Source organism: Streptomyces sp. NPDC102279 (assembly GCF_044766365.1).
Classification (GTDB): Bacteria; Actinomycetota; Actinomycetes; order Streptomycetales; family Streptomycetaceae; genus Streptomyces.
In genome coordinates this window covers 201,150-224,447 of the sequence record NZ_JBIWLU010000009.1, presented here as the reverse complement: position 1 = coordinate 224,447, position 23,298 = coordinate 201,150, and the positions used below count along the sequence as shown (strand labels likewise).

The window sequence follows — 23,298 nt, the reverse complement described above, 5'->3', positions numbered from 1 at the left end:
GCCCGGGGGTGCTGGGGGGGGGGGCGGTGTGTGGGTCGCCCCCCCGGGGGGGGGCCTTTTTGTTGGGCGCGCCGCTCTGGGTACAAAAACGGGGGGGGGGGGGGGCGGCCCCCCCCCCCCCCGCCCCTCCCTTGCCCACGAACCCCTACGCGTCCCCGCCCGCTGCCCCCGGGTCCGCCGCCGCGACGTCGAGGAGCTGGTAGCGGTCGACGGCCTGCTTCAGGACCGACCGGTCCACCTTGCCCTCACGGGCCAGCTCGGTCAGCACCGCGACCACGATCGACTGAGCGTCGATGTGGAAGAACCGCCGGGCCGCGCCGCGCGTGTCCGCGAAGCCGAAGCCGTCCGCGCCGAGGGACTGGTAGGTGCCGGGCACCCAGCGCGCGATCTGGTCCGGAACCGAGCGCATCCAGTCCGAGACGGCCACGAACGGGCCCTGGGAGTCGGACAGCTTCCGCGTCACGTACGGGACGCGCTGCTCCTCCTCGGGGTGCAGCAGGTTGTGCCGCTCCACGTCGACGGCCTCGCGCCGCAGCTCGTTCCAGGAGGTCGCCGACCACACGTCGGCCCGGACGTTCCACTCCTCGGCGAGGATCCGCTGGGCCTCGACGGCCCACGGGACGGCGACACCGGAGGCGAGGATCTGCGCCGGGATCGTGCCCGATGTGCCCGCGGCGTAGCGGTGGATGCCCTTGAGGATGCCCTCGGCGTCCACGTTCTCCGGCTCGGCCGGGTGCTGGATCGGCTCGTTGTAGACGGTGAGGTAGTAGAAGACGTCCTCGCCGTGCGGGCGTTCCTCGGTCGAGCCGTACATGCGGCGCAGGCCGTCCTGCACGATGTGCGCGATCTCGAAGCCGAACGCCGGGTCGTAGGCGACACAGCCCGGGTTCGTCGAGGCGAGCAGCTGCGAGTGGCCGTCGGCGTGCTGCAGGCCCTCGCCGGTCAGCGTCGTCCGCCCGGCGGTCGCGCCCAGGACGAAACCGCGCGCCAACTGGTCGGCCATCTGCCAGAACTGGTCGCCGGTGCGCTGGAAACCGAACATCGAGTAGAAGACGTAGACCGGGATGAGCGGCTCGCCGTGGGTCGCGTACGCCGAGCCCGCCGCGATCAGCGAGGCCGTGCAGCCGGCCTCCGAGATGCCGTCGTGCAGCATCTGGCCGGTCGGCGACTCCTTGTAGGCGAGCAGCAGTTCACGGTCGACCGACTCGTACTGCTGGCCGAGCGGGTTGTAGATCTTCGCACTCGGGAAGAACGAGTCCATGCCGAAGGTGCGGTACTCGTCGGGCGCGATCAGCACGAACCGCTTGCCGATCTCCTTGTCCCGCATGAGGTCCTTGAGCAACCGCACAAAGGCCATGGTCGTCGCGATGGACTGCTGACCCGAGCCCTTCTTCACGCTCGCGTACGTCTTGTCCTCGGGCAGCGTCAGTGGCTTCGACCGCACGACACGCGTCGGGACGTACCCGCCGAGCCCCTTGCGGCGGTCGTGCATGTACTGGATCTCCTCCGAGTTCCGGCCCGGGTGGTAGTACGGCGGCGCGCCGTCCTCCAGCTCCTTGTCGGAGATCGGCAGGTGCAGCCGGTCGCGGAAGCCCTTGAGGTCGGCGACCGTCAGCTTCTTCATCTGGTGCGTGGCGTTGCGGCCCTCGAAGTTCGGCCCGAGCGTCCAGCCCTTGACCGTCTGCGCGAGGATCACGGTCGGCTGGCCCGCGTGCGTCTTGGCCGCCGAGAACGCCGCGTAGATCTTCTTGTGGTCGTGCCCGCCGCGGCCCAGGTGCAGGATCTGGTCGTCGGTCATGTTCTCGACCATGGCGCGCAGCCGGTGGTCGTCACCGAAGAAGTGGTCGCGGATGTACGCGCCCGTCTCCGTGGCGTACGTCTGGAACTGGCCGTCCGGCGTGGTGTTCAGCCGGTTGACCAGCACGCCGTCGCGGTCCTGAGCGAGCAGCGGGTCCCAGGTGCGGTCCCAGACCAGCTTGATCACGTTCCAGCCGGCGCCGCGGAACTGCGACTCCAGCTCCTGGACGATCTTGCCGTTGCCGCGCACCGGGCCGTCGAGGCGCTGGAGGTTGCAGTTGACGACGAAGGTCAGGTTGTCCAGGCCCTCGCGCGCCGCGATCGACAGCTGGCCGAGCGACTCCGGTTCGTCCATCTCGCCGTCGCCGAGGAACGCCCAGACGTGGGACTTGGAGGTGTCGGCGATGCCGCGCGCCTCCATGTAGCGGTTCATCCGCGCCTGGAAGATCGCGCCGAGCGGGCCGAGGCCCATCGAGACGGTCGGGAACTCCCAGAAGTCCGGCATCAGCCGCGGGTGCGGGTACGAGGACAACCCGTAGGGCGCCTTCGACTTCTCCTGGCGGAACGCGTCGAGCTGCTGCCCGGAGAGCCGGTCCAGGAGGAACGCACGGGCGTAGATGCCCGGCGAGGCGTGCCCCTGGAAGAAGATCTGGTCGCCGCCGTCGCCCTCGTCCTTGCCGCGGAAGAAGTGGTTGAAGCCGACGTCGTAGAGCGAGGCGGAGGAGGCGAAGGTCGCGATGTGGCCGCCCACGCCGATGCCGGGGCGCTGCGCCCGGGAGACCATCACGGCCGCGTTCCAGCGGGTCGCGTTCAGGACCTTGCGCTCGATCTCCTCGTTGCCGGGGAAGAACGGCTCGTCCTTGGTGGCGATCGTGTTGACGTAGTCCGTGCTGCGCATCTCGGGCACGGCCACGCGCTTCTCGCGGGCCCGCTCGATCAGCCGCAGCATCAGATAGCGGGCGCGCTCACGGCCGCGCTGGTCGACGGCGGCGTCGAGGGAGTCGAGCCACTCCTGAGTCTCCTCAGGGTCGAAGTCCGGGACCTGGCTGGGAAGGCCGCCAATGATGACCGGGTTGCGATCGGATCCGGAAGCCACGCTGTTCCTTCGCTGTCGGAGGGCTGTCTGCGGTGGGTTTCCCCTGTATCCGCACCGTTCCCCATCGTGTACCTCGGGAACGCGTACGTCATCTCTACTTAGGGGTAACCGAGAGGCTCATGCAGACCGCGGGACGGGCCCGACCAAAACGCAACGATACGCTCAGTACGTGACGCGTTCCGCAAAGCCGTTCGGTTCTCATAGGCTCCAAGGGTTCCGAAGTTCATAAATGGGGCAGAAGGGTGTGGTGCGCGTCACGCGGCCTGATGAAGGCCCACCGGGAGTTGCGTCGGCACTGCCAGGATCGTCACCGTTTCGGCGGTCTCGACGGCCGGGTACTTGCGCGATCCGCTCCGCCCGTGTGGACTACGGCCAATGCTTCGCGCACGCGCGTGGCTGAGACTCCCCCGAGCTCTGGACGAGCGGGGGGAGACCCCAATCCCGAAACATGATCAGGAGGCAAGCCGTGAGCGCGACCGCGGACCACGCGGAGGAGCGGACCAACCCGGCCGCCAGGCTGGGGTTCGAGCCCGGACAGGTGGTCCAGGAGATCGGCTTCGACGACGACGTTGACCACGAGCTCCGTGAAGGCATCGAATCGCTGATCGGCCAGGATCTGGTCGACGAGGACTACGACGACGTCGCTGACGTGGTGCTGTTGTGGTTCCGGGACGAGGACGGCGATCTCACGGACGCACTGGTGGACGTCATCGGTCTCCTTGAGGACGGCGGCATGATCTGGCTGCTGACTCCGAAGACCGGCAGGGACGGTTACGTCGAGCCCAGCGACATCAGCGATGCCGCACAGACAGCCGGCCTCTCCCAGACGAAGAGCATCTCCGTCGGCAAGGAGTGGTCGGGCACCCGCCTGGCCACCCCCAAGTCGAAGCGCTGAGCTGCAGCCCCGTCTGCAAGCAGAGCATCCGTGAGGCCCCCGCCGAGCCACCTCGGCGGGGGCCTCACGCTTGCCCCGGACCCGGGCGGCGTCCGTCAGTACGCCCCGCGGGCCACCCCGCGCGCACCCGGCGGGGCCGCACCGGAGCCGCGGCGATCACTGCGTACGCTGGTCGTCACCCGAACGGACCCTTGGAAGGGAAGCGAGTGAGCATGACCGTCGACGTCGGCACCAAGGCCCCGGACTTCGAGCTGAAGGACAACCACGGCGCCACCGTGAAGCTCTCCGACTTCCGTGGCGAGAAGAACGTGGTGCTGCTCTTCTACCCCTTCGCCTTCACCGGGGTGTGCACCGGCGAGCTGTGCTCCCTGCGTGACAGCCTGCCGCAGTTCACGGAGCGCGACACCCAGCTGCTCGCCGTCTCCAACGACTCCATCCACACCCTGCGCGTCTTCAGCGAGCAGGAGGGACTGGAGTACCCGCTGCTGTCGGACTTCTGGCCGCACGGCAACGTCTCGCGCGCGTACGGCGTCTTCGACGAGGACAAGGGCTGCGCGGTGCGCGGCACGTTCATCATCGACAAGGAGGGCGTGGTCCGCTGGACCGTCGTCAACGCCCTGCCCGACGCGCGGGACCTGAACGAGTACGTCAAGGCGCTCGACACCCTGTGATTCTTCGGTTCCAAGCCCTGCGGCGCACGGGAACCCGTCACTAGGATCGAATCGTTGATCCGATACCGACGCATCTACGGGGCATCACCGCCCCCGAACACCATTGGGAGGACTCGTGGGAGTCAGCCTCAGCAAGGGCGGCAATGTCTCGCTGTCGAAGGAAGCCCCAGGACTGACCGCGGTCATCGTGGGTCTGGGATGGGACGCCCGGACCACCACCGGCGTCGACTTCGACCTCGACGCCAGCGCCATCCTGACGAACGACGACGGCAAGGTCAGCAGTGACCAGAACTTCGTGTTCTTCAACAACCTGAAGAGCCCGGACGGCTCGGTCGAGCACACCGGCGACAACACCACCGGCGAGGGCGAGGGGGACGACGAGCAGATCAAGGTCAACCTCGCCACCGTCCCGGCCGAGGTCCAGAAGGTCGTGTTCCCGGTCTCGATCTACGACGCCGAGAACCGCCAGCAGTCCTTCGGCCAGGTCCGCAACGCCTACATCCGCGTGGTGAACCAGGCAGGTGGCGCCGAGATCGCGCGCTACGACCTCTCCGAGGACGCGTCGACGGAGACCGCGATGGTCTTCGGCGAGCTCTACCGCAACGGCGCGGAGTGGAAGTTCCGCGCCATCGGCCAGGGCTACGCCTCGGGCCTGCGCGGCATCGCGCAGGACTTCGGCGTCAACGTCTGAGCCCTCGGGCCTCAGCCGTACGGCCCGGCGCCGCACCTCTTCGGTGCGGCGCCGGGCCTGCTGTACCAAGTGAAGATCGACCTCGGGGAGGACCAGCATCATGGGTGTCACGCTCGCCAAGGGGGGCAATGTCTCCCTCTCGAAGGCCGCGCCGAACCTCACACAGGTGATGATCGGGCTCGGCTGGGACGCACGCTCCACCACCGGAGCCGACTTCGACCTCGACGCCAGCGCCCTGCTGTGCAACGGCGGCCGGGTGCTCGGGGACGAATGGTTCATCTTCTACAACCAGCTCAAGAGCCCGGACGGCTCCGTCGAGCACACCGGTGACAACCTCACGGGCGAGGGCGAGGGCGACGACGAGTCGATCCTGATCGACCTCTCCAAGGTCCCGGCCAACGTCGACAAGATCGTCTTCCCGGTCTCCATCCACGACGCGGACAACCGAGGGCAGACCTTCGGCCAGGTGAGCAACGCCTTCATCCGTGTCGTCAACCAGGCCGACGGCCAGGAGCTCGCCCGTTACGACCTGTCCGAGGACGCCTCGACGGAGACGGCGATGATCTTCGGCGAGGTCTACCGCTACAACGCCGAATGGAAGTTCCGCGCGGTCGGCCAGGGGTACGCGTCGGGGCTGCGAGGCATCGCCCTCGATTTCGGGGTGAATGTTTCCTAGGCCCGCCTGTATCGGTCGCAGGCCGCCCTCTACACTTCGTGGTCAACAGTAGGTAAAGACGAGTGCGGCGCGGGGGAGCCCTCCTCCGAGTGACCGCTGGGGGTGCCCCCACCACACGATGATTGGGTAGCCAGTGCTTCTGAAAACCTTCGGCTGGTCGTTCGCGATTACCGCGCTCGGTCTGGTCGCAGCGGTCTTCTACGGGGGGTGGACCGCCTTCGGCATCGTGGCGATCCTGGCCGTCCTGGAGATCTCGCTGTCCTTCGACAACGCGGTGGTCAACGCCGGAATCCTGAAGAAGATGAGTGCCTTCTGGCAGAAGATCTTCCTCACGGTCGGTGTCCTGATCGCCGTCTTCGGCATGCGCCTGGTGTTCCCCGTCGTCATCGTCGCCATCAGCGCCAAGATCGGCCCGATCGACGCGGTCGATCTCGCCCTGAACGACAAGGACCAGTACCAGCAGCTGGTGACCGACGCCCACCCGTCGATCGCCGCCTTCGGTGGCATGTTCCTGTTGATGATCTTCCTCGACTTCATCTTCGAGGACCGGGACATCCAGTGGCTGCGCTGGATCGAGCGGCCGCTGGCCAAGCTCGGCAAGGTCGACATGCTGTCGGTCTGCATCGCCCTGATCGTCCTGCTCGTCACCTCCTTCACCTTCGCGGTCCACGCCCACCAGCACGGCGGCGGCCACGTCGACAAGGCGCAGACGGTACTGGTCTCCGGCATCGCCGGCCTGATCACGTACATGGTCGTCGGCGGGCTCTCCGGCTACTTCGAGGACCGTCTCGAAGAGGAGGAGGAGCGCGTCCACGAGGAAGAGGAGGAGGCCGACCGGAGCGGCAAGAAGAAGCCGGCCGTCGTCCTCGCGGGCCAGGCCGCGTTCTTCATGTTCCTGTACCTGGAAGTGCTGGACGCGTCCTTCTCCTTCGACGGTGTCATCGGCGCCTTCGCCATCACCAACGACATCGTGTTGATGGCGCTCGGTCTCGGCATCGGCGCCATGTACGTCCGGTCGCTCACCGTCTACCTGGTCCGCCAGGGCACCCTCGACGACTACGTCTACCTGGAGCACGGCGCGCACTACGCGATCGGCGCCCTCTCGGTCATCCTCCTCGTCACCATCCAGTACGAGATCAACGAAGTCATCACCGGCCTCGTCGGCGTCGTCCTGATCGCCTGGTCCTTCTGGTCCTCCGTGCGCCGCAACAAGGCGCTCGCCGAGGCCGAGGGAAAAGCCCCGACCTCGGACGAGAAGGCTGAGGTCTCGTCCGGGGTGTGACACCCCTCCGCCATCCGGGGTGTGACACGCCCCCGGTTGAGGAACGCTCTGAGCGGGGCGGCCGTAGAGGACAGGTCCTCTACGGCCGCCCCGTCGCACACCGAGGAACGTGGGGGGCGGAAATGGGCATCTGGCAGGACCTGTGGCGGGGGCGCTCGGCGGACTTCGACTCCGGCAGCGCGGCCACCAACTCCATCGAGCTGACCAAGCGCAACCACACGGTCTCGCTCACCAAGCAGGGCGCGGCCACCGGCAACCTGCGCATCAACCTGTCCTGGCGGATGCGCACCTCCGACATCGGCGGGCCGCAACGCGAGAGCCTGCTGCGCCACCCCTTCCGCACCTTCAAACCGGAAGTGGTCCAGGCGCACACCCAGAGCATGGTGAACGTCGACCTCGACCTCGGGGTCATGTACGAGCTGACGGACGGCACCAAGGGCGTCGTCCAGCCGCTCGGCGGCTTCTTCGGCGAACTCAACGGCCCGCCGTTCGTCAAGCTCAGCGGCGACGACCGCTTCGGTTCGGGTTCGGGCGAGACGGCCTTCGTCAACCTCGACCACCGCGACGACATCAGGCGGCTGCTGGTCTTCGTCTACATCTACGACCAGACCCCGGCCTTCGACCGCACCCACGCCATCATCACGCTCTACCCGAGCAACGGCCCGCGCATCGAGATCGGCCTCGACGAACGTCATCCGCAGGCCCGCTCCTGCGCCGTCGTCATGATCGAGAACAACAAGGGCGAGGTGACCGTGCGCCGCGAGGTGAAGTTCGTCTACGGCTTCCAGGCCGAACTCGACCGGCTCTACGGCTGGGGCCTCCAGTGGGGCCGCGGCTACAAGTCGAAGGTCGAGCGGTAGGGCGCCCCGAGCCCCCTGCGGAGCCCGGCGGGCGGTGCCGGGCTCAGCGGCCGATGAACTGCGGCCCCTGCGGCGGCAGCCGGAAGTCCGGGTCCGGGCCCGAGCCCACGGCCTGCGGGAAGCCGTACGCGGGCGGCGCGGCGGGCGCCGTCTGGGGCTGCGGATAGCCGTAGGCGGACTGGCCGCCCTGCTGACCGGCCGGCTGCGGATATCCGTACGCCGGCTCCGTCAGGGCCGCCGCGGCCGGCTGCGGATAGCCGTACGCGGGCTGCTGCGGCACCGGGGCCGGCTGCTGGGGGAGTGGCGGGACCTGCTCGGGCGGCAGCGGCACCGAGGTCTCCGGAGTGCCGGCGGGCGCCGCCCAGGTGCTCGCCTCCGGAGCGGAACCGGCCGCGGCCGCCGCCTCGGACTCGTCCACCGAGATACCGAAATCGGTCGCGAGACCGACCAGACCGTTCGAGTAGCCCTCGCCGAGCGCCCGGAACTTCCAGCCCTCGCCGCGCCGGTACAGCTCGCCGCAGATCAGCGCGGTCTCCGCGCCGGTCTCCGGCCTGACGTCGAAGTACGCCAGCGGTTCACCGTCCCCGACGGCGGCGTCGTACAGCAGAATGCGCAGATCACGTACGCGATCGAAGGTGACGTCATCCGCCGATGCGACCAGGAGAATCTGTCCGACTCCGGACTCGACACCCGCCAGATCTGTCTGGATCGTGTCGGTGAGGCCCTCGGCGCCACGCTTCTTGCCGAGCCGCCACACCTTGCCCGACGGATGGCGGGGCTGGTTGTAGAAGACGAAGTCCTCGTCGGATCGCACACGACCGTCGGGGCCGAGGAGCAGCGCCGAGACATCGACATCGGGGACACCCTGCCCGGGCGTCCAGCACAGGACGGCGCGCACCGCTGTGGCGTCCAGCGGGACGTTCGACCCCTTCAGCATGGCGTGCGTCATACGGCCATCCTGCCCTCTCGGTCCTGGTCACGACAATGCGGGGTCGACCCGGAACCGGCGAGTGTTGGACACGGCCGAGTTACCTGAACTTCACGCCGGGTGGGAACCCCTGACATTGATCCATACGTACTATTACCGGCCACATCACATCCGGCCCAGCAGCCGCAGCCCACGAGCCGCCACGGGGGAGTCTCATGCGTCATTTCGGTCACATCACCCCGGAAGAGCGGCAGCGTCTCTTCCACCGGGAGCCCGGCGTCTTCACGGCCGACTCACCGGCCAGAGTGCTCGCCACCGCCCTCGGGGCGACGCTGTACAGCCCGGCCACCCGGCCGCTGCTCGCCGACGACATCGTCAAGCAGACCGCGCGGGGCGTGGTCTCCATGGTGCTGTGCCTGGAGGACTCGATCGACGACTCCGAGGTCGTGGGCGCCGAGGAGAACCTGGTCCGCCAGTTCGCCGACCTCGCCGCGCGCCCCGACGCCGGAGAGCCCCCGCTGCTGTTCGTGCGGGTCCGCCACCCCGAACAGATCCCCGACCTCGTGCAGCGCCTCGGCCCCGCCGTCCGGCTGCTGTCCGGATTCGTGATGCCGAAGTTCACCGAGGAACGCGGCATGCCGTTCCTGGAGGCCCTCGCCTCCGCCGAGGCGTCCAGCGGCCGGCGGCTCTTCGCCATGCCGGTCCTGGAGTCCCCCGAGCTGCTCTACCGGGAGTCGCGCGTGGAGACCCTGGAGGGCATCTCCCGCGCCGTCGACAAGTACCGCGACCGCGTCCTCGCCCTGCGCCTCGGCGTCACGGACTTCTGCTCCTCGTACGGACTGCGCCGGGCCCCCGACATGACGGCGTACGACGTGCAGGTGGTCGCCTCCGTGATCGCGGACGTGGTGAACATGCTGGGCCGGGCCGACGGAACCGGCTTCACCGTGACCGGACCTGTGTGGGAGTACTTCCGGGTCCAGGAGCGCATGTTCAAGCCGCAGCTGCGCCGCAGTCCCTTCCTGGAGGGGCAGGCGGAGGAACTGCGCGCGACACTGATCGAGCACGCCATGGACGGTCTGCTGCGCGAGATCGCTCTCGACCAGGCCAACGGCCTGATGGGCAAGACCTGCATCCACCCGTCGCACGTGCTGCCCGTGCACGCGCTGTCCGTGGTCAGTCACGAAGAGTTCAGTGACGCGCAGGACATCCTGCGACCGGAGCGCGGCGGCGGAGGCGTCCTGAGGTCGGCTTACACGAACAAGATGAACGAGGTGAAGCCGCATCGCGCCTGGGCGGAGCGCACCCTGCTGCGCGCCGAGGTCTTCGGGGTCGCCCACGAGGACATCGGCTTCGTCGAGCTGCTCACCGCCGGACTGCCGGAGTGAGGTCGCCCGGCCGGGCGACGCGGAAACCGATCACCGAGGACTCGATGAAGACCCCTGCGCAGGACCCGAACGACCCCGTACGCCCGAACGAGCCGGACGCACCGTGCCCGCCGTCCGCGGTGAGCGCCCCGGACGGCGCGCAGGGCCCGGGCGCCGTGCCTGACGCGCCCTGGACGGGCTCCTGGGTCGCCGAGCGGCTCGGTGTCGAGCTGGTCGGCGACGAGAGGCTCAGCGGGATGCTCGGCCTCGCACTGCGGCGCAACCCCAAGCGCGCCCACCTGCTCGTGTCGAACGTGCTGGGCAAGCACGTGCCGCAGTCGCCGTCCGTCGTGCACGGCCAGGGGGTCGCCCTGGGCCGGCGCGTACGCGACCTGCTGGGCACCGAGGAAGCCCGCGAGGCCGTCGTCCTCGGGTACGCCGAGACGGCCACCGGGCTCGGCCACTCGGTCGCCGACGGGGTGGGCGTCGCCCCCTACCTCCACTCCACCCGCCGCCCCGTCCCGGGTGTCGCGCGGGCCGGCGGTTTCGAGGAGGCCCACTCGCACGCCACCTCGCACCTGCTCCTCCCCGAACACCCGGACCTGCTCGCGGGCCCCGGACCGCTGATCCTCGTCGACGACGAGTTCTCCACCGGCAACACCGTCCTCAACACGATCCGCGACCTCCACGAGCGCTACCCGCGCGAGCGCTACGTCGTGGTGGCACTCGTCGACATGCGGTCGGAGGCGGACCTGGCCCGCTTCGACCGGTTCGCCGCCGGGATCGGCGCCCGCGTCGACCTGATCGCGGCCGCGTCGGGCACGGTGCGCCTGCCCGAGGGCGTCCTGGAGAAGGGGCAGGCGCTGGTCGCCGAGCACGAGCGGAGGGCGTCGGACGCCCCCGCCACGCAGAGCGCCGGCCGGGCCGTGCGCGTCGACCTCGGCTGGCCCCGCGGGCTCCCGGACGGCGGCCGGCACGGATTCACGCCGGGACAGCGAATACGCCTGGACGGCGCCCTGCCCGCCATGGCCGCCCGGCTCGCCGAAGCCCTGCCGGACGACGTCGGCCGCGTGCTGGTGCTCGGCTTCGAGGAACTGATGTACGCGCCGCTGCGGCTCGCCCGCGAGCTGGAGCAGGTGGTGCCCGCCGAGGTGCGCTTCTCCACGACGACCCGGTCCCCGGTCCTCGCGCTCGACGACCCCGGCTACGCGATCCGCAGCCGCATCGTGTTCCCGGCACACGACCACCCGGACGACGGGCCCGGCCCCCGCTTCGCCTACAACGTCGCGGGCGGCGGCTTCGACGCCGTCGTGGCGGTCGTCGACTCCACGGCCGACACCCCCGAACTGCACGCCCCCGACGGCCTGCTGGCCCGGCTCGCGGCGCACACCCCGAGCGTCCTGCTCGCCGTCGTCCCGTCGTACGTCCCCGCACGGCCGTCCACCGAAAGGCCCTCCATGCTGCCCGAGCCCCTCCGCGGCCCCGCCTTCTCCTCGTACGCCCCCGACGAGGTCGGCTGGCTGCTCCAGGACCTGTCGGACGTGACGCTGGAGGCGCCGACCGAGGAGCGCGAGGAGGCCATCCAGAGCGGCGGCGCCCACTACGCGGAGTCGCTGCCGGTGGAGTACCAGCCGAGCACCCAGTACCAGGAGCTGTTCCACGCGGCCCTCACCACCTCGGCCGCCCGGATCGCCGAGGCCGTCGGCGCGGTCACCGAGGTCGTCCTCGCCGAGCGCTCCCCGAGACCCGTCCTCGTCTCCCTGGCCCGCGCCGGCACACCCGTCGGCGTCCTGATGCGCCGCTGGGCCCAGCACCAGCACGGCCTGGACCTGCCGCACTACGCCGTCTCCATCGTCCGCGGCCGCGGCATCGACGCCAACGCGCTGCGCTGGCTCGCCGCCCACCACGACCCGGCCGACGTCGTGTTCGTCGACGGCTGGACGGGCAAGGGCGCCATCACCCGCGAACTCGCCGACGCCGTCAAGGAGTTCGAGCAGGCCGAGGGTGTCTCCGGCTTCGACCCGGAGATCGCCGTGCTCGCCGACCCCGGTTCGTGCGTACGGACGTACGGCACCCGCGAGGACTTCCTCATCCCCTCCGCCTGCCTCAACTCCACGGTCTCCGGGCTCATATCGCGAACGGTGCTGCGCTCCGACCTGGTCGGCGAACACGACTTCCACGGCGCGAAGTTCTACCGCGAACTCGCCGGATCCGACGTCTCCGTCGAGTTCCTGGACGTCGTCGCCGCCCACTTCCCCGACGTCGCCGAGTCCGCCCGCGACCGGGCGAAGGAACTGCTCGCCGCCGACCGCACCCCCACCTGGGAGGGCTGGGCCGCGGTCGAGCGCATCAGCGAGGAGTACGGCATCCACGACGTCAACCTCGTCAAGCCGGGCGTCGGCGAGACCACCCGGGTCCTGCTGCGCCGGGTGCCCTGGAAGATCCTGGCCCGCGCCGGAGCCGGCGCCGACCTCGACCACGTCCGGCTGCTCGCCGGACAGCGCGGGGTGCCCGTCGAGGAGGTCGGCGAACTCCCGTACACCTGCGTGGGGTTGATCCACCCGAAGTTCACGCGCGGCGCGACCGGTGCCGACGGCAAGGCGGTGACCGCCTGATGTCCGCTATGTCCGCGCCCAAGGTGCTCGTCGCCAGCGACCTCGACCGCACGCTCATCTACTCCTCGGCCGCCCTCGCCCTGACCATGCCGGACGCGCGGGCGCCCCGGCTGCTCTGCGTCGAGGTGCACGAGAGCAAGCCGCTGTCCTACATGACGGAGACGGCCGCCGGGCTGCTCACCGAACTCGGCGACCTCGCGCACTTCGTGCCCACCACGACCCGCACCCGCAAGCAGTACCAGCGCATCAACCTGCCCGGCCCGGCCCCCGAGTACGCGATCTGCGCCAACGGCGGACACCTGCTCGTCGACGGGGTCTCCGACCCCGACTGGCACCGGAGCGTCACCGACCGGCTCGCCTCCGAGTGCGCGCCGCTCGCGGAGATCCGGGAGCACCTCGCGAACACCGCGGACCCGCTGTGGGTGCGTAAGCACCGGATCGCCGAGGACCTGTTCGCCTACCTGGTGGTCGAGCGCGAACTCCTCCCCGAGCAGTGGGTGAAGGACCTGGCCGTCTGGGCGGAGAACCGCGGCTGGACGGTCTCGCTGCAGGGCCGCAAGATCTACGCCGTGCCGAAGCCGCTCACCAAGAGCGCGGCCGTACGGGAGGTCGCCCGCCGTACCGGCGCCGTCCTCACCCTGGCCGCCGGTGACTCGCTGCTCGACGCGGATCTGCTGCTCGTCGCGGACCGGGGCTGGCGTCCGGGCCACGGCGAACTCGCCGAAGCGGACTGGGCGGCACCGGCGATCACCGCGCTGCCCGAGCGGGGCGTCGCGGCGGGGGAGCGGATCCTCCGCGAGTTCGTGCACGCCTGCGCAGAACCCCAATTCGCCTGATACGTACGGGTGTGCCCCGGACCGTCCGGCCCGGGGCACACTCATGTCGTCGTCGGCTTCCCGAGGGGCCGGGTCGGCGCCCGGACCGTCGGCACTGCCCGGATCGCCCCGCTCTGGCAGGTTTGTCGAATCCGAACGTGCCGCGTCTCACACCATGGTGCACGCTTCGGGCATACCTGAAGATCTCCTGAGAAATCTCCCCGGATCAGCCGCAGCAACCTCCGCCGCAACACCCGCCTCCGCCGCCGCCCGCACCGGGCGCGGGGGCCGGCGCGGACGCCGAACCGCCGGTGGTGACGGCGACCGTCGACAGGAGTTTGACGGTGTCGTCGTGACCGGCCGGGCAGGCCGCCGGAGCGGCCGATTCGGCCATCGGACGGCTGAGTTCGAAGGTGTCGCCGCAGGTCCGGCAGCGGTACTCGTAGCGAGGCATGCCGACAGATTAGCCGGAACGGGCCTGCTTCCGGGGTGTCTCGCGGCCCTGGTTCCGCGCGGTCGCGCCAGCCCCCGACCGTCCGTCCGCGACCGGAACGAGGTCGATTCGTGCCCCGTCCGTCACTCGGCTCTCTTGGCCTCTGTGCTTTTTTGTCTGGTCGCTGATCGAAGCGATCCCTGAGGTCGCTGATAATTTAATAGCGCCGCGACGAGCCGCAAGGTCGGGGATGGGGGGCTCGCAGCCGCGTGAGCGGCCGCTGCATCTACCCGTGCGCGCAATTCAGAAGTGCGGAGGGAGACGCAGTCGTGACCCAGACTTGGCATCGCAACGATGCCCGGCATCCCTTGTCCTCGGGACGGCCACGCACCGGAGCGCGCCGTGGTTGACCCGATCGGATCGCACCGCGCCGGCGGCACCCGCCGCAAGCCTCCGCAGCCCTCCGCGATGTCCCGCCGGGCCGCCCGCCTCGCGCCCTTCGCCCGCCGCCTCAGGCCCGCCTACCCGCGACCGGGCCGGGTGGGCTGGCGACGCTGGCTGCCCTCCTGGCGCCAATGGCTCGGCGCCCTCGCGCTCTCCATCGGCCTGAGCGGCTCGCTGCTGGTCATCGCCTACGCGGCGACGGACATCCCGCAGAACCTCAACACGTACGCGACCCAGCAGGACAACGTCTACTTCTGGGCGGACGGCACCCCCATGGCCCGTACCGGCTGGGTGCGCCGCCAGGCCATGCCGCTCAAGGACATTCCCCCGGACGTCCGCTCGGCCGTCCTCGCGGCGGAGAACGAGAGCTTCTACTCCGACCCCGGGATCTCCGTCAAGGGCATCACCCGCGCCCTGGTGCGCACCGTCGGCCAGGGCGACACCCAGGGCGGCTCCACGATCACCCAGCAGTACGTCAAGAACGTCTACCTGAACCAGAACCGTTCGGTGAGCCGCAAGTTCACCGAGGCCATGATCTCCCTCAAGCTCGACAACAAGATGAGCAAGGACAAGATCCTTGAGGGCTACCTCAACACCAGCTGGTTCGGGCGCGGCACCTACGGCCTCCAGCGGGCCTCCCAGGCCTACTACGGCAAGGACGTGAGCCGCCTCAACGCCAGCGAGGGCGCCTTCCTCGCCTCGCTCCTCAAGGGAGCGGGCCTCTACGACCCCACCCTGAGCGAGGCCAACCACAAGCGGGCCGTGGAGCGCTGGTCCTGGATCCTCGACCGGATGGTCAAGACGGGCAAGCTGTCGGCCTCCGAGCGGGCCACGTACACGAAGTTCCCCGAACCGCTCAAGCAGGGCCGGGCGTTCGACACCGGAAAGCAGAGCGACTACCTCGTCGAGCTGGCGACGCAGTACGCGAAGAAGGCCGGCCACATCTCCGACCGGGACTTCGACCTCGGCGGCTACCAGATCTACACGACCTTCGACCGCAAGCGGGAGAAGGCACTCACCAGCACCGTCACGGCGGCCCGTGCGAAGGCGAAGAAGGACGACTCGGACAGCGCCAAGAACGCCCACTACGGCGCCGCCTCGATCGCCACCGACGGACGGATCCTCGCCGTCTACGGCGGACCCGACCACCGTACGCAGGGCTACAACGAGTCCAACGCGACCACCGTGCCCGCCGGTTCGGCCTTCCTGCCGTTCGTCTACGCGGCGGGGTTGGAGCACGGTGTCCACAAGACCCGCGAGGGCGCGGCCACACCGGTCACCCCCGAGTCCGTGTACGACGGCAACGACGGCGTCCCGGTCAGCACCCCGGAGGGCCCCTACTGGGACCGCAGCGGCAAGAAGGTCGCCGCCCACAACGACGGCAACAAGGACTACGGACAGGTCACGCTGCGGCAGGCACTCGCCTCGTCCGTGAACACCCCGTTCATGCAGCTCGGCATGGACACCGGCCTGGACAAGCTGCGGGCGACCGCCGAGGCGTCCGGCCTGCTCTCCTCCAGCATCGGACCGCAGGTACCCACACTGTCCCTGGGCAACTCCACGCCGAGCGCGATCCGCATGGCCAACTCGTACGCCACCTTCGCCGCGGGCGGGACGCACACCGAGCCGTACTCCGTGCGCCGCGTCACCCGCAACGGCTACCGCGTCACCCTGGACACCCCGGCGCCCCATCGCGCGATGCGCGCGGAGGTGGCCCGCGAGGTCACGGAGGCGCTCTCCGACTCCTTCCGCACCGCCCACCCGGGCGCGGCACCCGCGACGGCACAGGTGGCGGGCAAGAAGGGCACCACACAGGACGACAAGGCGGCCTGGTATGTCGGCACGAACCGCTCGGTCTCGACCGCGGTGGTCCTCTACCGCATCGACCTGTCCAAGAGCCTCGAACCGCTTCCCCTCGAAGGGATCGCCGGCACACCCCAGACCGACGTCCCGTACGGCATCTGGTCCGGCGCGATGAGCCCGCTGCGCTGACCCCGTCGGCCGGCCGTCCGGACCGGCCCCCTCCGACGGCCGCCGTCCGGCCGTGCCCCCTTCCTCAGACCCCCCTCGCAGAATGTGCCCCGTATGAACTCGAAGCACAGCCGGCGCCGACGCCGGGAGCCCGAACAGCCTTCTGCCGCCGCCTCGGCACGCCAGGGCTTCGCGGCCATGACGGCGTTCCTCGTCGTCACGTCCCTGACCGCCACCTACCTGGCCCTGAACACGGACAGCACCACACCGGCCGGCTCCACCCGCGCGCACGCCTCCGACGACGCCTCCAAGGCGAAGAAGGAGCCGGTGTGGGACGGCAGGACGAAGATCCTCGGCGACGGCTCCACGTCCTACACCGGCCCGCAGAAGGGCGAGTTGAAGGCCGTACCGCTCAAGCCCGGTGAGAAGCCGCCCCAGTTCGTCGTCTTCTCCTGGGACGGCGCCCTCCAGGGCGACGACAAGCTGTTCTCGCACTACCGGGAACTGGCCGAGCAGTACAACGCCCACATGACGTTCTTCCTGACCGGCATCTACCTGCTGCCCAAGGACAAGAAGACGCTCTACGAGCCTCCGATGCACGATCCGGGCGCGGCGGCCATCAGCTACCCGACCGACGAGCACATCCGCACCACGCTCGCCGAACTCGGCAAGGCGTGGAAGGCGGGCAACGAGATCGGCACCCACTTCAACGGCCACTTCTGCGGCGACAAGGGCGGCGGGGACTGGAGCGTCGAGGAGTGGGAGAGCGAGATCAACCAGTTCTTCTCCTTCGTCGAGAAGTGGAAGACCAACACCGGCTACTCCGATCTGCCGGCACTCCCCTTCGACCCGGCGAAAGCCATCAGCGGCGGGCGCGCGCCCTGCCTCGAAGGCCAGAAGAACCTGCTCAAGGCGATGAAGGCCACGGCGAAGAAGTACGACTGGCGCTACGACGCCAGCTCGGCCGGGGACTTCCAGATATGGCCCGCCAAGAAGGAGGGCGTCTGGGACTTCCCGCTCCAGATGCTTCCCTACGAGAACGGCAAGTACCAAGGCCTGTCCATGGACTTCAACTTCCTCTACAACCAGTCCGACGGGGAGACCGACGGAGATCCGGTCCAGTTCCCGCAGTGGGAGCAGGAGACCGTCAAGTCGTACATGTCTGGTTTCGATCGGGTCTACTACGGCAGCCGGGCACCGCTGTTCATCGGCAACCACTTCGAGGACTGGAACGGCGGCATCTACATGAAGTCCATCGACCAGGTCATCAAGAACGTGTGCCCGAAGAAGGGCGTTCGCTGTGTGTCCTTCCGTGAACTGACCGACTGGCTCGACGTGCAGAAGCCGGAGACCCTGGAGCGCCTGCGCAGCCTCGACCCGGCCCAGTCGCCGGACTGGTCGACGGTGGTGAAGTAGCTGGTCGCAGCGGCGCCCGCGGGCCGCCGCGGCGACTTGAACATCAACTTACCTCGGACATAAGGGACTCGGTTGCACTCCGGCCCAAGTCTTCGCCAACCCGACACAGTTGCGGGGAACCTGTAAAGGTCCACTCGGGGACGGCCACCGGGCGGTGACACCGGCCCGCCTTCCGGGCGGGACCGGGGCGGCCTGCGGACGGCCCGGCCTGCGCGCGTCACCGGCCCGGGTGACCAGGGCTTTCCCCGTATCGCCGTGGCCGGGGGCTGACAGGCGCCCCCCAGGTCCGGCCTCGGCCCCGTCAGACGCCGCCGCGCTCCTCGCGGATCTGGGAGACGACCCCCGCCACCGTCCGCCGCACGGCCTCCGTCTCGGTCAGGAAGTGCCAGTAGTCGGGGTGCCGCCCCTCCAGCGTGGCGACGGCCCGGTCGAGCCGCGCGACGGATTCGTCCAGGGGGCGCGCCTGTCGAGGATCCGGGGTGCTGCGCCCCGCCATGGCCAGCCGCTGCGCGTCCCGGATCGCGAAACGGGTCCGGTCGATCTCCGCCTGCGGATCCTTCTGCACGGCGTTCAGCCGCCGCAGCCGGTCACCCGCCGCCGAAACGGCCTCGTCCGTGTTGTTCAGCAGCGCGCGCACCGTCGCCAGCAGCGCCGTCGCGTCCGGCCAGCGCTGTGCGTCCCGCGCCGCCCGGGCCTCCTTCAGCTTCGCCTCGGCCTGCCGTACGTTCTCCTCGGCCGCCTCCGGCACATGCTGGAGGTCCTGCCAGCAGGCCGCGGAGAACCGCCGCCGCAGCTCGCTCAGCACCGGTTCCACCTGCCCCGCGCGGGTCGTCAGCGACTGGGCGCGGGTCCGCAGCGACACGAGCCGGTGGTCGATCTCCGCGGCCCGCTCGGGCAGCCGCTCCGCCTCCGCGCGTACCGCCCCGGCCTCCCGGGAGACCCGCTCGGCACGCTCCAGCGTCTCCGGCACACCGTGCTGCCCCGCACCCTGGTTGAGCCTGGTCAGCTCGGGGCCGAGCGTGGCGAGCCGGGCGGCGAGATCGTCGGCCCTGAGCCCCGACTGCCGTACCGCGTCCAGGGCGTTCGACGCGGCCAGGAGGGACTGCCGGGCGCGCTCGACGGCCGGGGCGAGCCGGGCGAGCTGGGTCTCGGCCTTGCCGAGCAGCGGCCCGAGACCCTGCTCGAACCGGTCGAGCTCGGTCTTCACCCGGCCCAGCTCGTCCTTGGCGGCCGTCAACTCGGTGCGGGCCCGGGCGGCGACCGACGCCTCCAGCTCGTCCCGGTCCAGATCGTGGGCGTCGACGGCGGTGATGTACTTCTGGCTCGCCTCGTCGATGCGCCGCCCCAGCGCCTCGAAGTCCGAGACCACGCGCCGGGCGGCCGGGGAGTCGTCCACGGCCGTGATCGTCTCGATCGAGATGCGCAGGTCGCGCTGGGCCGTGTCGAGCTCGTAGAACGCGGCGGCCGCGGCGTCCTTGGCCGCCTGTGCCTCGGCCCGCTGCCCCTCGGCCCGCCCGCCGAACCACCGCCGCGTCCCGCCCCCGGCGAAGGCCGCGGGCAGCACGAGGGCGGCGAGCAGAGGGAGGGAGACGAGGGTGAGCACGTCACGGGCGACGGCGTACGCACGCGGGGAGCGCACCGGGCGCTCCGCGGCGGGGCTTCTCCGGAGGGGAGGGAGGCGACGCGAGGAGGCCCCCGCGCGGCTGTCGCGCCGCCGGAGGGACGGAGAGCCGTCCACCCGCGCACCGTCGTCCAGGCCGGGGCCGGTCACGGAGCCCTCTGCCGGCGCACGGTCGTGCGGCTCGGGCAGGGAGCCGGCCACCGACGCACCTGGCTGCCGCCCGTGCGCTGGGCCGGCGTCCTCCGCCCGGTCGCGCTGCGCGGGCAGCGGCCCGGCGGGCGCGGGGCCCTGCCTGACGGGAAGGGGGTGGGCCGGCCGCGCTGGTCGCGCGAACGGCGCGTACGGCTGCGAAGGTGTCGCCGTCACATCCCTCTCCCGTGCTGTCATCCGCTTGCCCGGCTGTCATTCTCCCACCGGTTAGGGACGAACACACGGGCCGGTCAGTTCGCGGTTCGCACCGTGATCTTTCCATCACCCGTGTGAGCCGAGACACGGTGCGTGCTGGAGGCGTCACGCGGCACGTCCACGTGGACCGAGCCGTCGCCGCTCCCCGTCGTCACGCGGTAGCCGGCGTGGGGCAGCACGATCGACACGGAGCCGTCGGCGGTCCGGGAGTCCACCAGGTCGGGTACGGCGGCGAGTTCGAGCCGTACCGAGCCGTCCTCGGTACGGGCACGCACGCTCCGCGCGTCCACGCCGAGCGCCTGGATGGAGCCGTCGGCGCTGCGCAGGTCGAGCGGCCCCGAGGAGTCGCTGACCCGCACCGATCCGTCGGCCGTACGGATGGTCAGTGCCTCGGCGAAGCCCCGGGCGCTCACGCCGCCGTCCCCGTCCCGCACCGTCACGGCGACGCCGCGCGGCACGACGATCCGGTGGCGGGCGGAGCAGTCGGCGATCACGCCCGAGCACTTCATCCGCAGGACCAGCCGGTCGTCGTCCTTCATCGCCCAGGTCACCTTCGGGTCCCCGCCGACGGTGACGTGGCCCTGGAACCACCGGGTGACCTGGACCTCGTCCGACTTAGCGGAGTCCGACACCACGAGGTCGAGCGCGGAGTCGTCCGAGTCGACGGTCAGGGTCCGGCCGTGCAGCCCGAAGGAACGGTGCTCGGGGTCCTTGTCGTCCCCGGCGGACGCGCCGCACGCGGTGGCGGCCGCGAGCACCGCCACCACGACAGCCCCGACGCCGACGGCACGGCGGGTTCGTGTACGTGCAGGTGTACGGGCCATGGTGATCTCCCCCTGAAACGGTCTGCGAGTCGCTCCGCACCCTCGACCGGACCCGGTCCACGAAGCCACTTCGAAGGTATGGGGGCCCGCGTCCAGGGCCCATCCGGGCCGCTCCCGGATGGGAGGTGGGGATAACCCCCGGCCCGGCCCACGTCCGCCGCGTGCCACCGGATACGGGTTTGCGGGTCCGGCCCCCCGGCAATGTAGGCTGTCGACTCGTTCTGGGCGCGTAGCTCAGGGGTAGAGCGCCGCCCTTACAAGGCGGATGTCGGCGGTTCGAAACCGTCCGCGCCCACCAGTCTCAGGACACGACTAAGGCCCAGGTCAACCGGTGTGAAGCCGGGTGCCTGGGCCTTGATCTTTCTCGGTGACTTTTCGCCGCCGTGCCACTCACGTGCCAGATGGTCCGCGCGGGGGTCGCTTCACCTTCTTGATCTGACCGTCCACGTAGTCCGCGATCTGGTGGTCGCGGCCGTTGACGAGGTGCTGATAGATCAGCGCGGCCCGCACCGACGAGTGGCCCATGCGGTGCATCAGTTCACGGGTGGTGGCTCCGCCGGTCGCGGCGAGCGTGTTCCCGGTGTGCCGGAGATCGTGGAAGTGGACGTCACCGAGGCCGGCCGCGGCGAGGGCGCGGAGCCAAATACGTCGGAAGTTGTTCCGTCGGAGAACACCGCCACGGGCCCCGACGAAGACGAGCCCAGTCCGGCCGCCCTCTGCGTGCTCGGCCAGGTGCTGCGCCAGCTCGGGCACGATCGAGGCCGGGAACGCCACGGTGCGGACGCCCGCCGCGCTCTTGGGCGCCTTGACCGTGAGGCCTTCGGCTCGGGTCTCGGCGTACGAGCGGCGGACGGAGACGGTACGGGCCTCGAGGTCGATGTCCCGGCGCTGGAGAGCGGCCAGCTCACCGAAGCGGAGCGCGGCGAAGGCGGCCAGGAGGACCAGGGCGCGGCAGTGCGGCGGGACCGCGTCAGCGAGCCGGTACACCTCAGGCACGGAGAGGAACGGCCGCTCGGTGTGGGTGACCGTGCCCGCGCCCTTGACCCGGCACGGATTGCGTTCGATCAGCCCGTCATCCACGGCGGTGTTCATGACGGCCCGTAGGACTTGGTACGCCTTGGAGACGGTGGCCGGCCCAACCCCGGCGTCGAGGAGGTCGGTACGCCAGCGCCGTACCTGCGGAGTGGTGATCTCCCGGAGGGGGATCGTGCGGAACGTCGGCAGGATGTGCCGGTTGAGCACGCCGGCGTTGCGCTCTCGTGTGGTGGCCGCGTAGTCACGATCCTTGAACCACGACTGTGCGAAGTCACCGAACGCAATCTTCACGTCCGGGTTCGTCCAGTCACCGTCGAGGATCTTGGCCTCTTGCTTGACGAGCCAGCGGTCCGCATCTGTCTGCGTCGCGAACGTCGTGTCAGCCGTCCGCATCAGACCGTCGGGACCCCGGTAGCGGGCCTGGAAGCGGCCTGGACGGCAACGGGCCTCACGTGCGAAGCCACGACGGCAAGAGCCTGATCGCAGCGCGGTAGAACTTTCTCTACTTCATCAAGTGCCCGCGCGAGCGCGGGCTGGCCCTTGGGCTTTGGCCCCTCTGCGCCTTCGGCGCCGGGGCCAAGCCCTGGGCTGCAGCGAGTGCGGGCCCGAGTAGAGAACGGTAGACCCGCTGATAGGCCGGTTGGCTCCGAGACTTTAGGCAGCCACCATGGGGCGAGCCTCGAAGATCATGGCCCCAACGTCGTGCTTTAACGGGCAGGTCCACAGACTGCCCGACTCGCCGGAAGCTTAAGGGGCCATGATCACTCGCCCCATGGCAGCTCCCGCCCAAAGTCTCGAAGCCAACCTCTCGCCGTCGTCGCCCGCGGATCGCGGATGTCGGATTCCAGAGTGGGAACTTGCTTGCGGTTCCTCCCGGACCTGCGGTGATACTCGGCCATGAGCAGAATCGCCGAGGTCATCGTGTTGGCCAGCAGTGCAGAAGAGATCATGGAACCGCTGACCCGGCGAGACCCCAACCGTAAGTGGTCTGGACAATTCGCGGCTGCCGGGCATGGCTGGGTCGCCGAGTTCGTGCGACGGAGCAACTGGGTCGGACTGCTGGAAGACCTGGAGTCGCAGCCGTGGCCCTCCCCGCACTCCGTACAGGTGCTGATCCACGACGAGGAAGATGACTGCTTCGGCTTGTGGATGATGCACGACGGCCGACTGGTGGAAGTGCCGCTGCCGCGCACCAGTCGCTACTTCTGGCGAAACCACTACACGGGCGAAGTCGATGCAGATTGCCCCGGAATTCTCATGCGCACGGACAAGTCCGATGGCTCGCCCGAAGGGGGTTGAGTGCCGGCCGTCAAACTGCCCTGTCCAAGCAGGCCGCCCCGGGCTGCGGTACAGCAGTGAAGTACAGCAACCTCCGCACCCACGACCGACCGCCACCAGACCCAGGCAGTCGACTGGCGTGCCTGACAGACCTCAGTGACCGCCCCGCCCATAGTTCGCA

18 protein-coding genes and 1 tRNA gene are annotated in these 23,298 nt (G+C 69.9%); 13 read left to right on the top strand and 6 right to left on the bottom strand.

The window, feature by feature from the left end; translation table 11 throughout:
* Nucleotides 1–145 precede the first annotated feature (145 nt).
* Complete coding sequence (aceE, locus tag ACIRQH_RS24320) at nt 146–2,893, bottom strand: pyruvate dehydrogenase (acetyl-transferring), homodimeric type (protein ID WP_404226988.1); 2,748 nt, start codon at nt 2,891–2,893, stop codon at nt 146–148.
* 466 nt (nt 2,894–3,359) lie between these two features.
* Here aceE and ACIRQH_RS24315 point away from each other — a divergent pair, with 466 nt between their 5' ends.
* From ACIRQH_RS24315 to ACIRQH_RS24290, 6 genes are all read left to right on the top strand, one after another.
* Nucleotides 3,360–3,788, top strand: a complete 429-nt coding sequence (locus ACIRQH_RS24315; RefSeq protein WP_081217087.1) for a DUF3052 domain-containing protein — start codon at nt 3,360–3,362, stop codon at nt 3,786–3,788.
* A 212-nt stretch (nt 3,789–4,000) separates the two neighbouring features.
* A complete protein-coding gene (locus tag ACIRQH_RS24310) occupies nt 4,001–4,459 on the top strand; it encodes a peroxiredoxin (protein WP_358818078.1) in 459 nt (152 codons plus the stop codon).
* A gap of 115 nt (nt 4,460–4,574) precedes the next feature.
* Nucleotides 4,575–5,150, top strand: coding sequence for a TerD family protein (locus ACIRQH_RS24305; protein WP_351427918.1), 576 nt, complete (start codon nt 4,575–4,577; stop codon nt 5,148–5,150).
* Nucleotides 5,151–5,250: 100 nt separating this feature from the next.
* The gene (locus ACIRQH_RS24300; protein ID WP_081217084.1) at nt 5,251–5,826 is read left to right on the top strand and encodes a TerD family protein; all 576 of its coding nucleotides are present in this window, start codon (nt 5,251–5,253) and stop codon (nt 5,824–5,826) included.
* 133 nt (nt 5,827–5,959) lie between these two features.
* Entirely contained in the window at nt 5,960–7,108 is a 1,149-nt protein-coding gene (locus ACIRQH_RS24295; protein ID WP_388864776.1) for a DUF475 domain-containing protein, read from the top strand.
* Between the two features lie 122 nt (nt 7,109–7,230).
* Nucleotides 7,231–7,968 carry a Tellurium resistance gene (locus ACIRQH_RS24290; RefSeq protein WP_358818080.1) on the top strand — a complete coding sequence of 246 codons (738 nt, stop codon included), beginning with the start codon at nt 7,231–7,233 and terminating at the stop codon, nt 7,966–7,968.
* Nucleotides 7,969–8,011: 43 nt separating this feature from the next.
* On the opposite strand, the gene ACIRQH_RS24285 is transcribed toward ACIRQH_RS24290, so the two are convergent.
* Nucleotides 8,012–8,917, bottom strand: coding sequence for a TerD family protein (locus ACIRQH_RS24285; RefSeq protein WP_404226987.1), 906 nt, complete (start codon nt 8,915–8,917; stop codon nt 8,012–8,014).
* Between the two features lie 194 nt (nt 8,918–9,111).
* On the opposite strand from ACIRQH_RS24285, the gene ACIRQH_RS24280 reads away from it, so the two are divergent.
* The 3 genes from ACIRQH_RS24280 to ACIRQH_RS24270 are packed head-to-tail and all read left to right on the top strand — an operon-like array spanning nt 9,112 to nt 13,711.
* Complete coding sequence (locus ACIRQH_RS24280) at nt 9,112–10,281, top strand: HpcH/HpaI aldolase/citrate lyase family protein (protein WP_358818082.1); 1,170 nt, start codon at nt 9,112–9,114, stop codon at nt 10,279–10,281.
* A gap of 44 nt (nt 10,282–10,325) precedes the next feature.
* Nucleotides 10,326–12,875 carry a phosphoribosyltransferase gene (locus ACIRQH_RS24275; protein WP_404226986.1) on the top strand — a complete coding sequence of 850 codons (2,550 nt, stop codon included), beginning with the start codon at nt 10,326–10,328 and terminating at the stop codon, nt 12,873–12,875.
* An 8-nt stretch (nt 12,876–12,883) separates the two neighbouring features.
* Nucleotides 12,884–13,711, top strand: a complete 828-nt coding sequence (locus ACIRQH_RS24270) for an HAD family hydrolase (RefSeq protein ID WP_404227041.1) — start codon at nt 12,884–12,886, stop codon at nt 13,709–13,711.
* Nucleotides 13,712–13,916: 205 nt separating this feature from the next.
* Here the strand turns inward: ACIRQH_RS24270 and ACIRQH_RS24265 are convergent, their stop codons facing one another.
* Nucleotides 13,917–14,144: a zinc ribbon domain-containing protein gene (locus tag ACIRQH_RS24265; RefSeq protein WP_388864782.1), complete on the bottom strand. Its 228-nt coding sequence runs from the start codon at nt 14,142–14,144 to the stop codon at nt 13,917–13,919.
* Between the two features lie 447 nt (nt 14,145–14,591).
* On the opposite strand from ACIRQH_RS24265, the gene ACIRQH_RS24260 reads away from it, so the two are divergent.
* Nucleotides 14,592–16,559, top strand: coding sequence for a transglycosylase domain-containing protein (locus tag ACIRQH_RS24260; protein ID WP_404227040.1), 1,968 nt, complete (start codon nt 14,592–14,594; stop codon nt 16,557–16,559).
* A 93-nt stretch (nt 16,560–16,652) separates the two neighbouring features.
* Nucleotides 16,653–17,954 carry a hypothetical protein gene (locus ACIRQH_RS24255; RefSeq protein ID WP_388864784.1) on the top strand — a complete coding sequence of 434 codons (1,302 nt, stop codon included), beginning with the start codon at nt 16,653–16,655 and terminating at the stop codon, nt 17,952–17,954.
* A gap of 301 nt (nt 17,955–18,255) precedes the next feature.
* Here the strand turns inward: ACIRQH_RS24255 and ACIRQH_RS24250 are convergent, their stop codons facing one another.
* Nucleotides 18,256–19,593, bottom strand: a complete 1,338-nt coding sequence (locus ACIRQH_RS24250; protein ID WP_388864786.1) for a hypothetical protein — start codon at nt 19,591–19,593, stop codon at nt 18,256–18,258.
* A 422-nt stretch (nt 19,594–20,015) separates the two neighbouring features.
* Nucleotides 20,016–20,804, bottom strand: a complete 789-nt coding sequence (locus ACIRQH_RS24245; RefSeq protein WP_388864788.1) for a DUF4097 family beta strand repeat-containing protein — start codon at nt 20,802–20,804, stop codon at nt 20,016–20,018.
* Nucleotides 20,805–21,027: 223 nt separating this feature from the next.
* On the opposite strand from ACIRQH_RS24245, the gene ACIRQH_RS24240 reads away from it, so the two are divergent.
* Nucleotides 21,028–21,102, top strand: a tRNA-Val gene (locus tag ACIRQH_RS24240).
* 92 nt (nt 21,103–21,194) lie between these two features.
* Here ACIRQH_RS24240 and ACIRQH_RS24235 read toward each other — a convergent pair.
* Nucleotides 21,195–22,232 carry a tyrosine-type recombinase/integrase gene (locus ACIRQH_RS24235; protein ID WP_404226985.1) on the bottom strand — a complete coding sequence of 346 codons (1,038 nt, stop codon included), beginning with the start codon at nt 22,230–22,232 and terminating at the stop codon, nt 21,195–21,197.
* A 504-nt stretch (nt 22,233–22,736) separates the two neighbouring features.
* Between ACIRQH_RS24235 and ACIRQH_RS24230 the strand changes: the two genes are divergently transcribed.
* Entirely contained in the window at nt 22,737–23,138 is a 402-nt protein-coding gene (locus tag ACIRQH_RS24230) for a hypothetical protein (RefSeq protein ID WP_389860867.1), read from the top strand.
* Nucleotides 23,139–23,298: the final 160 nt, after the last annotated feature.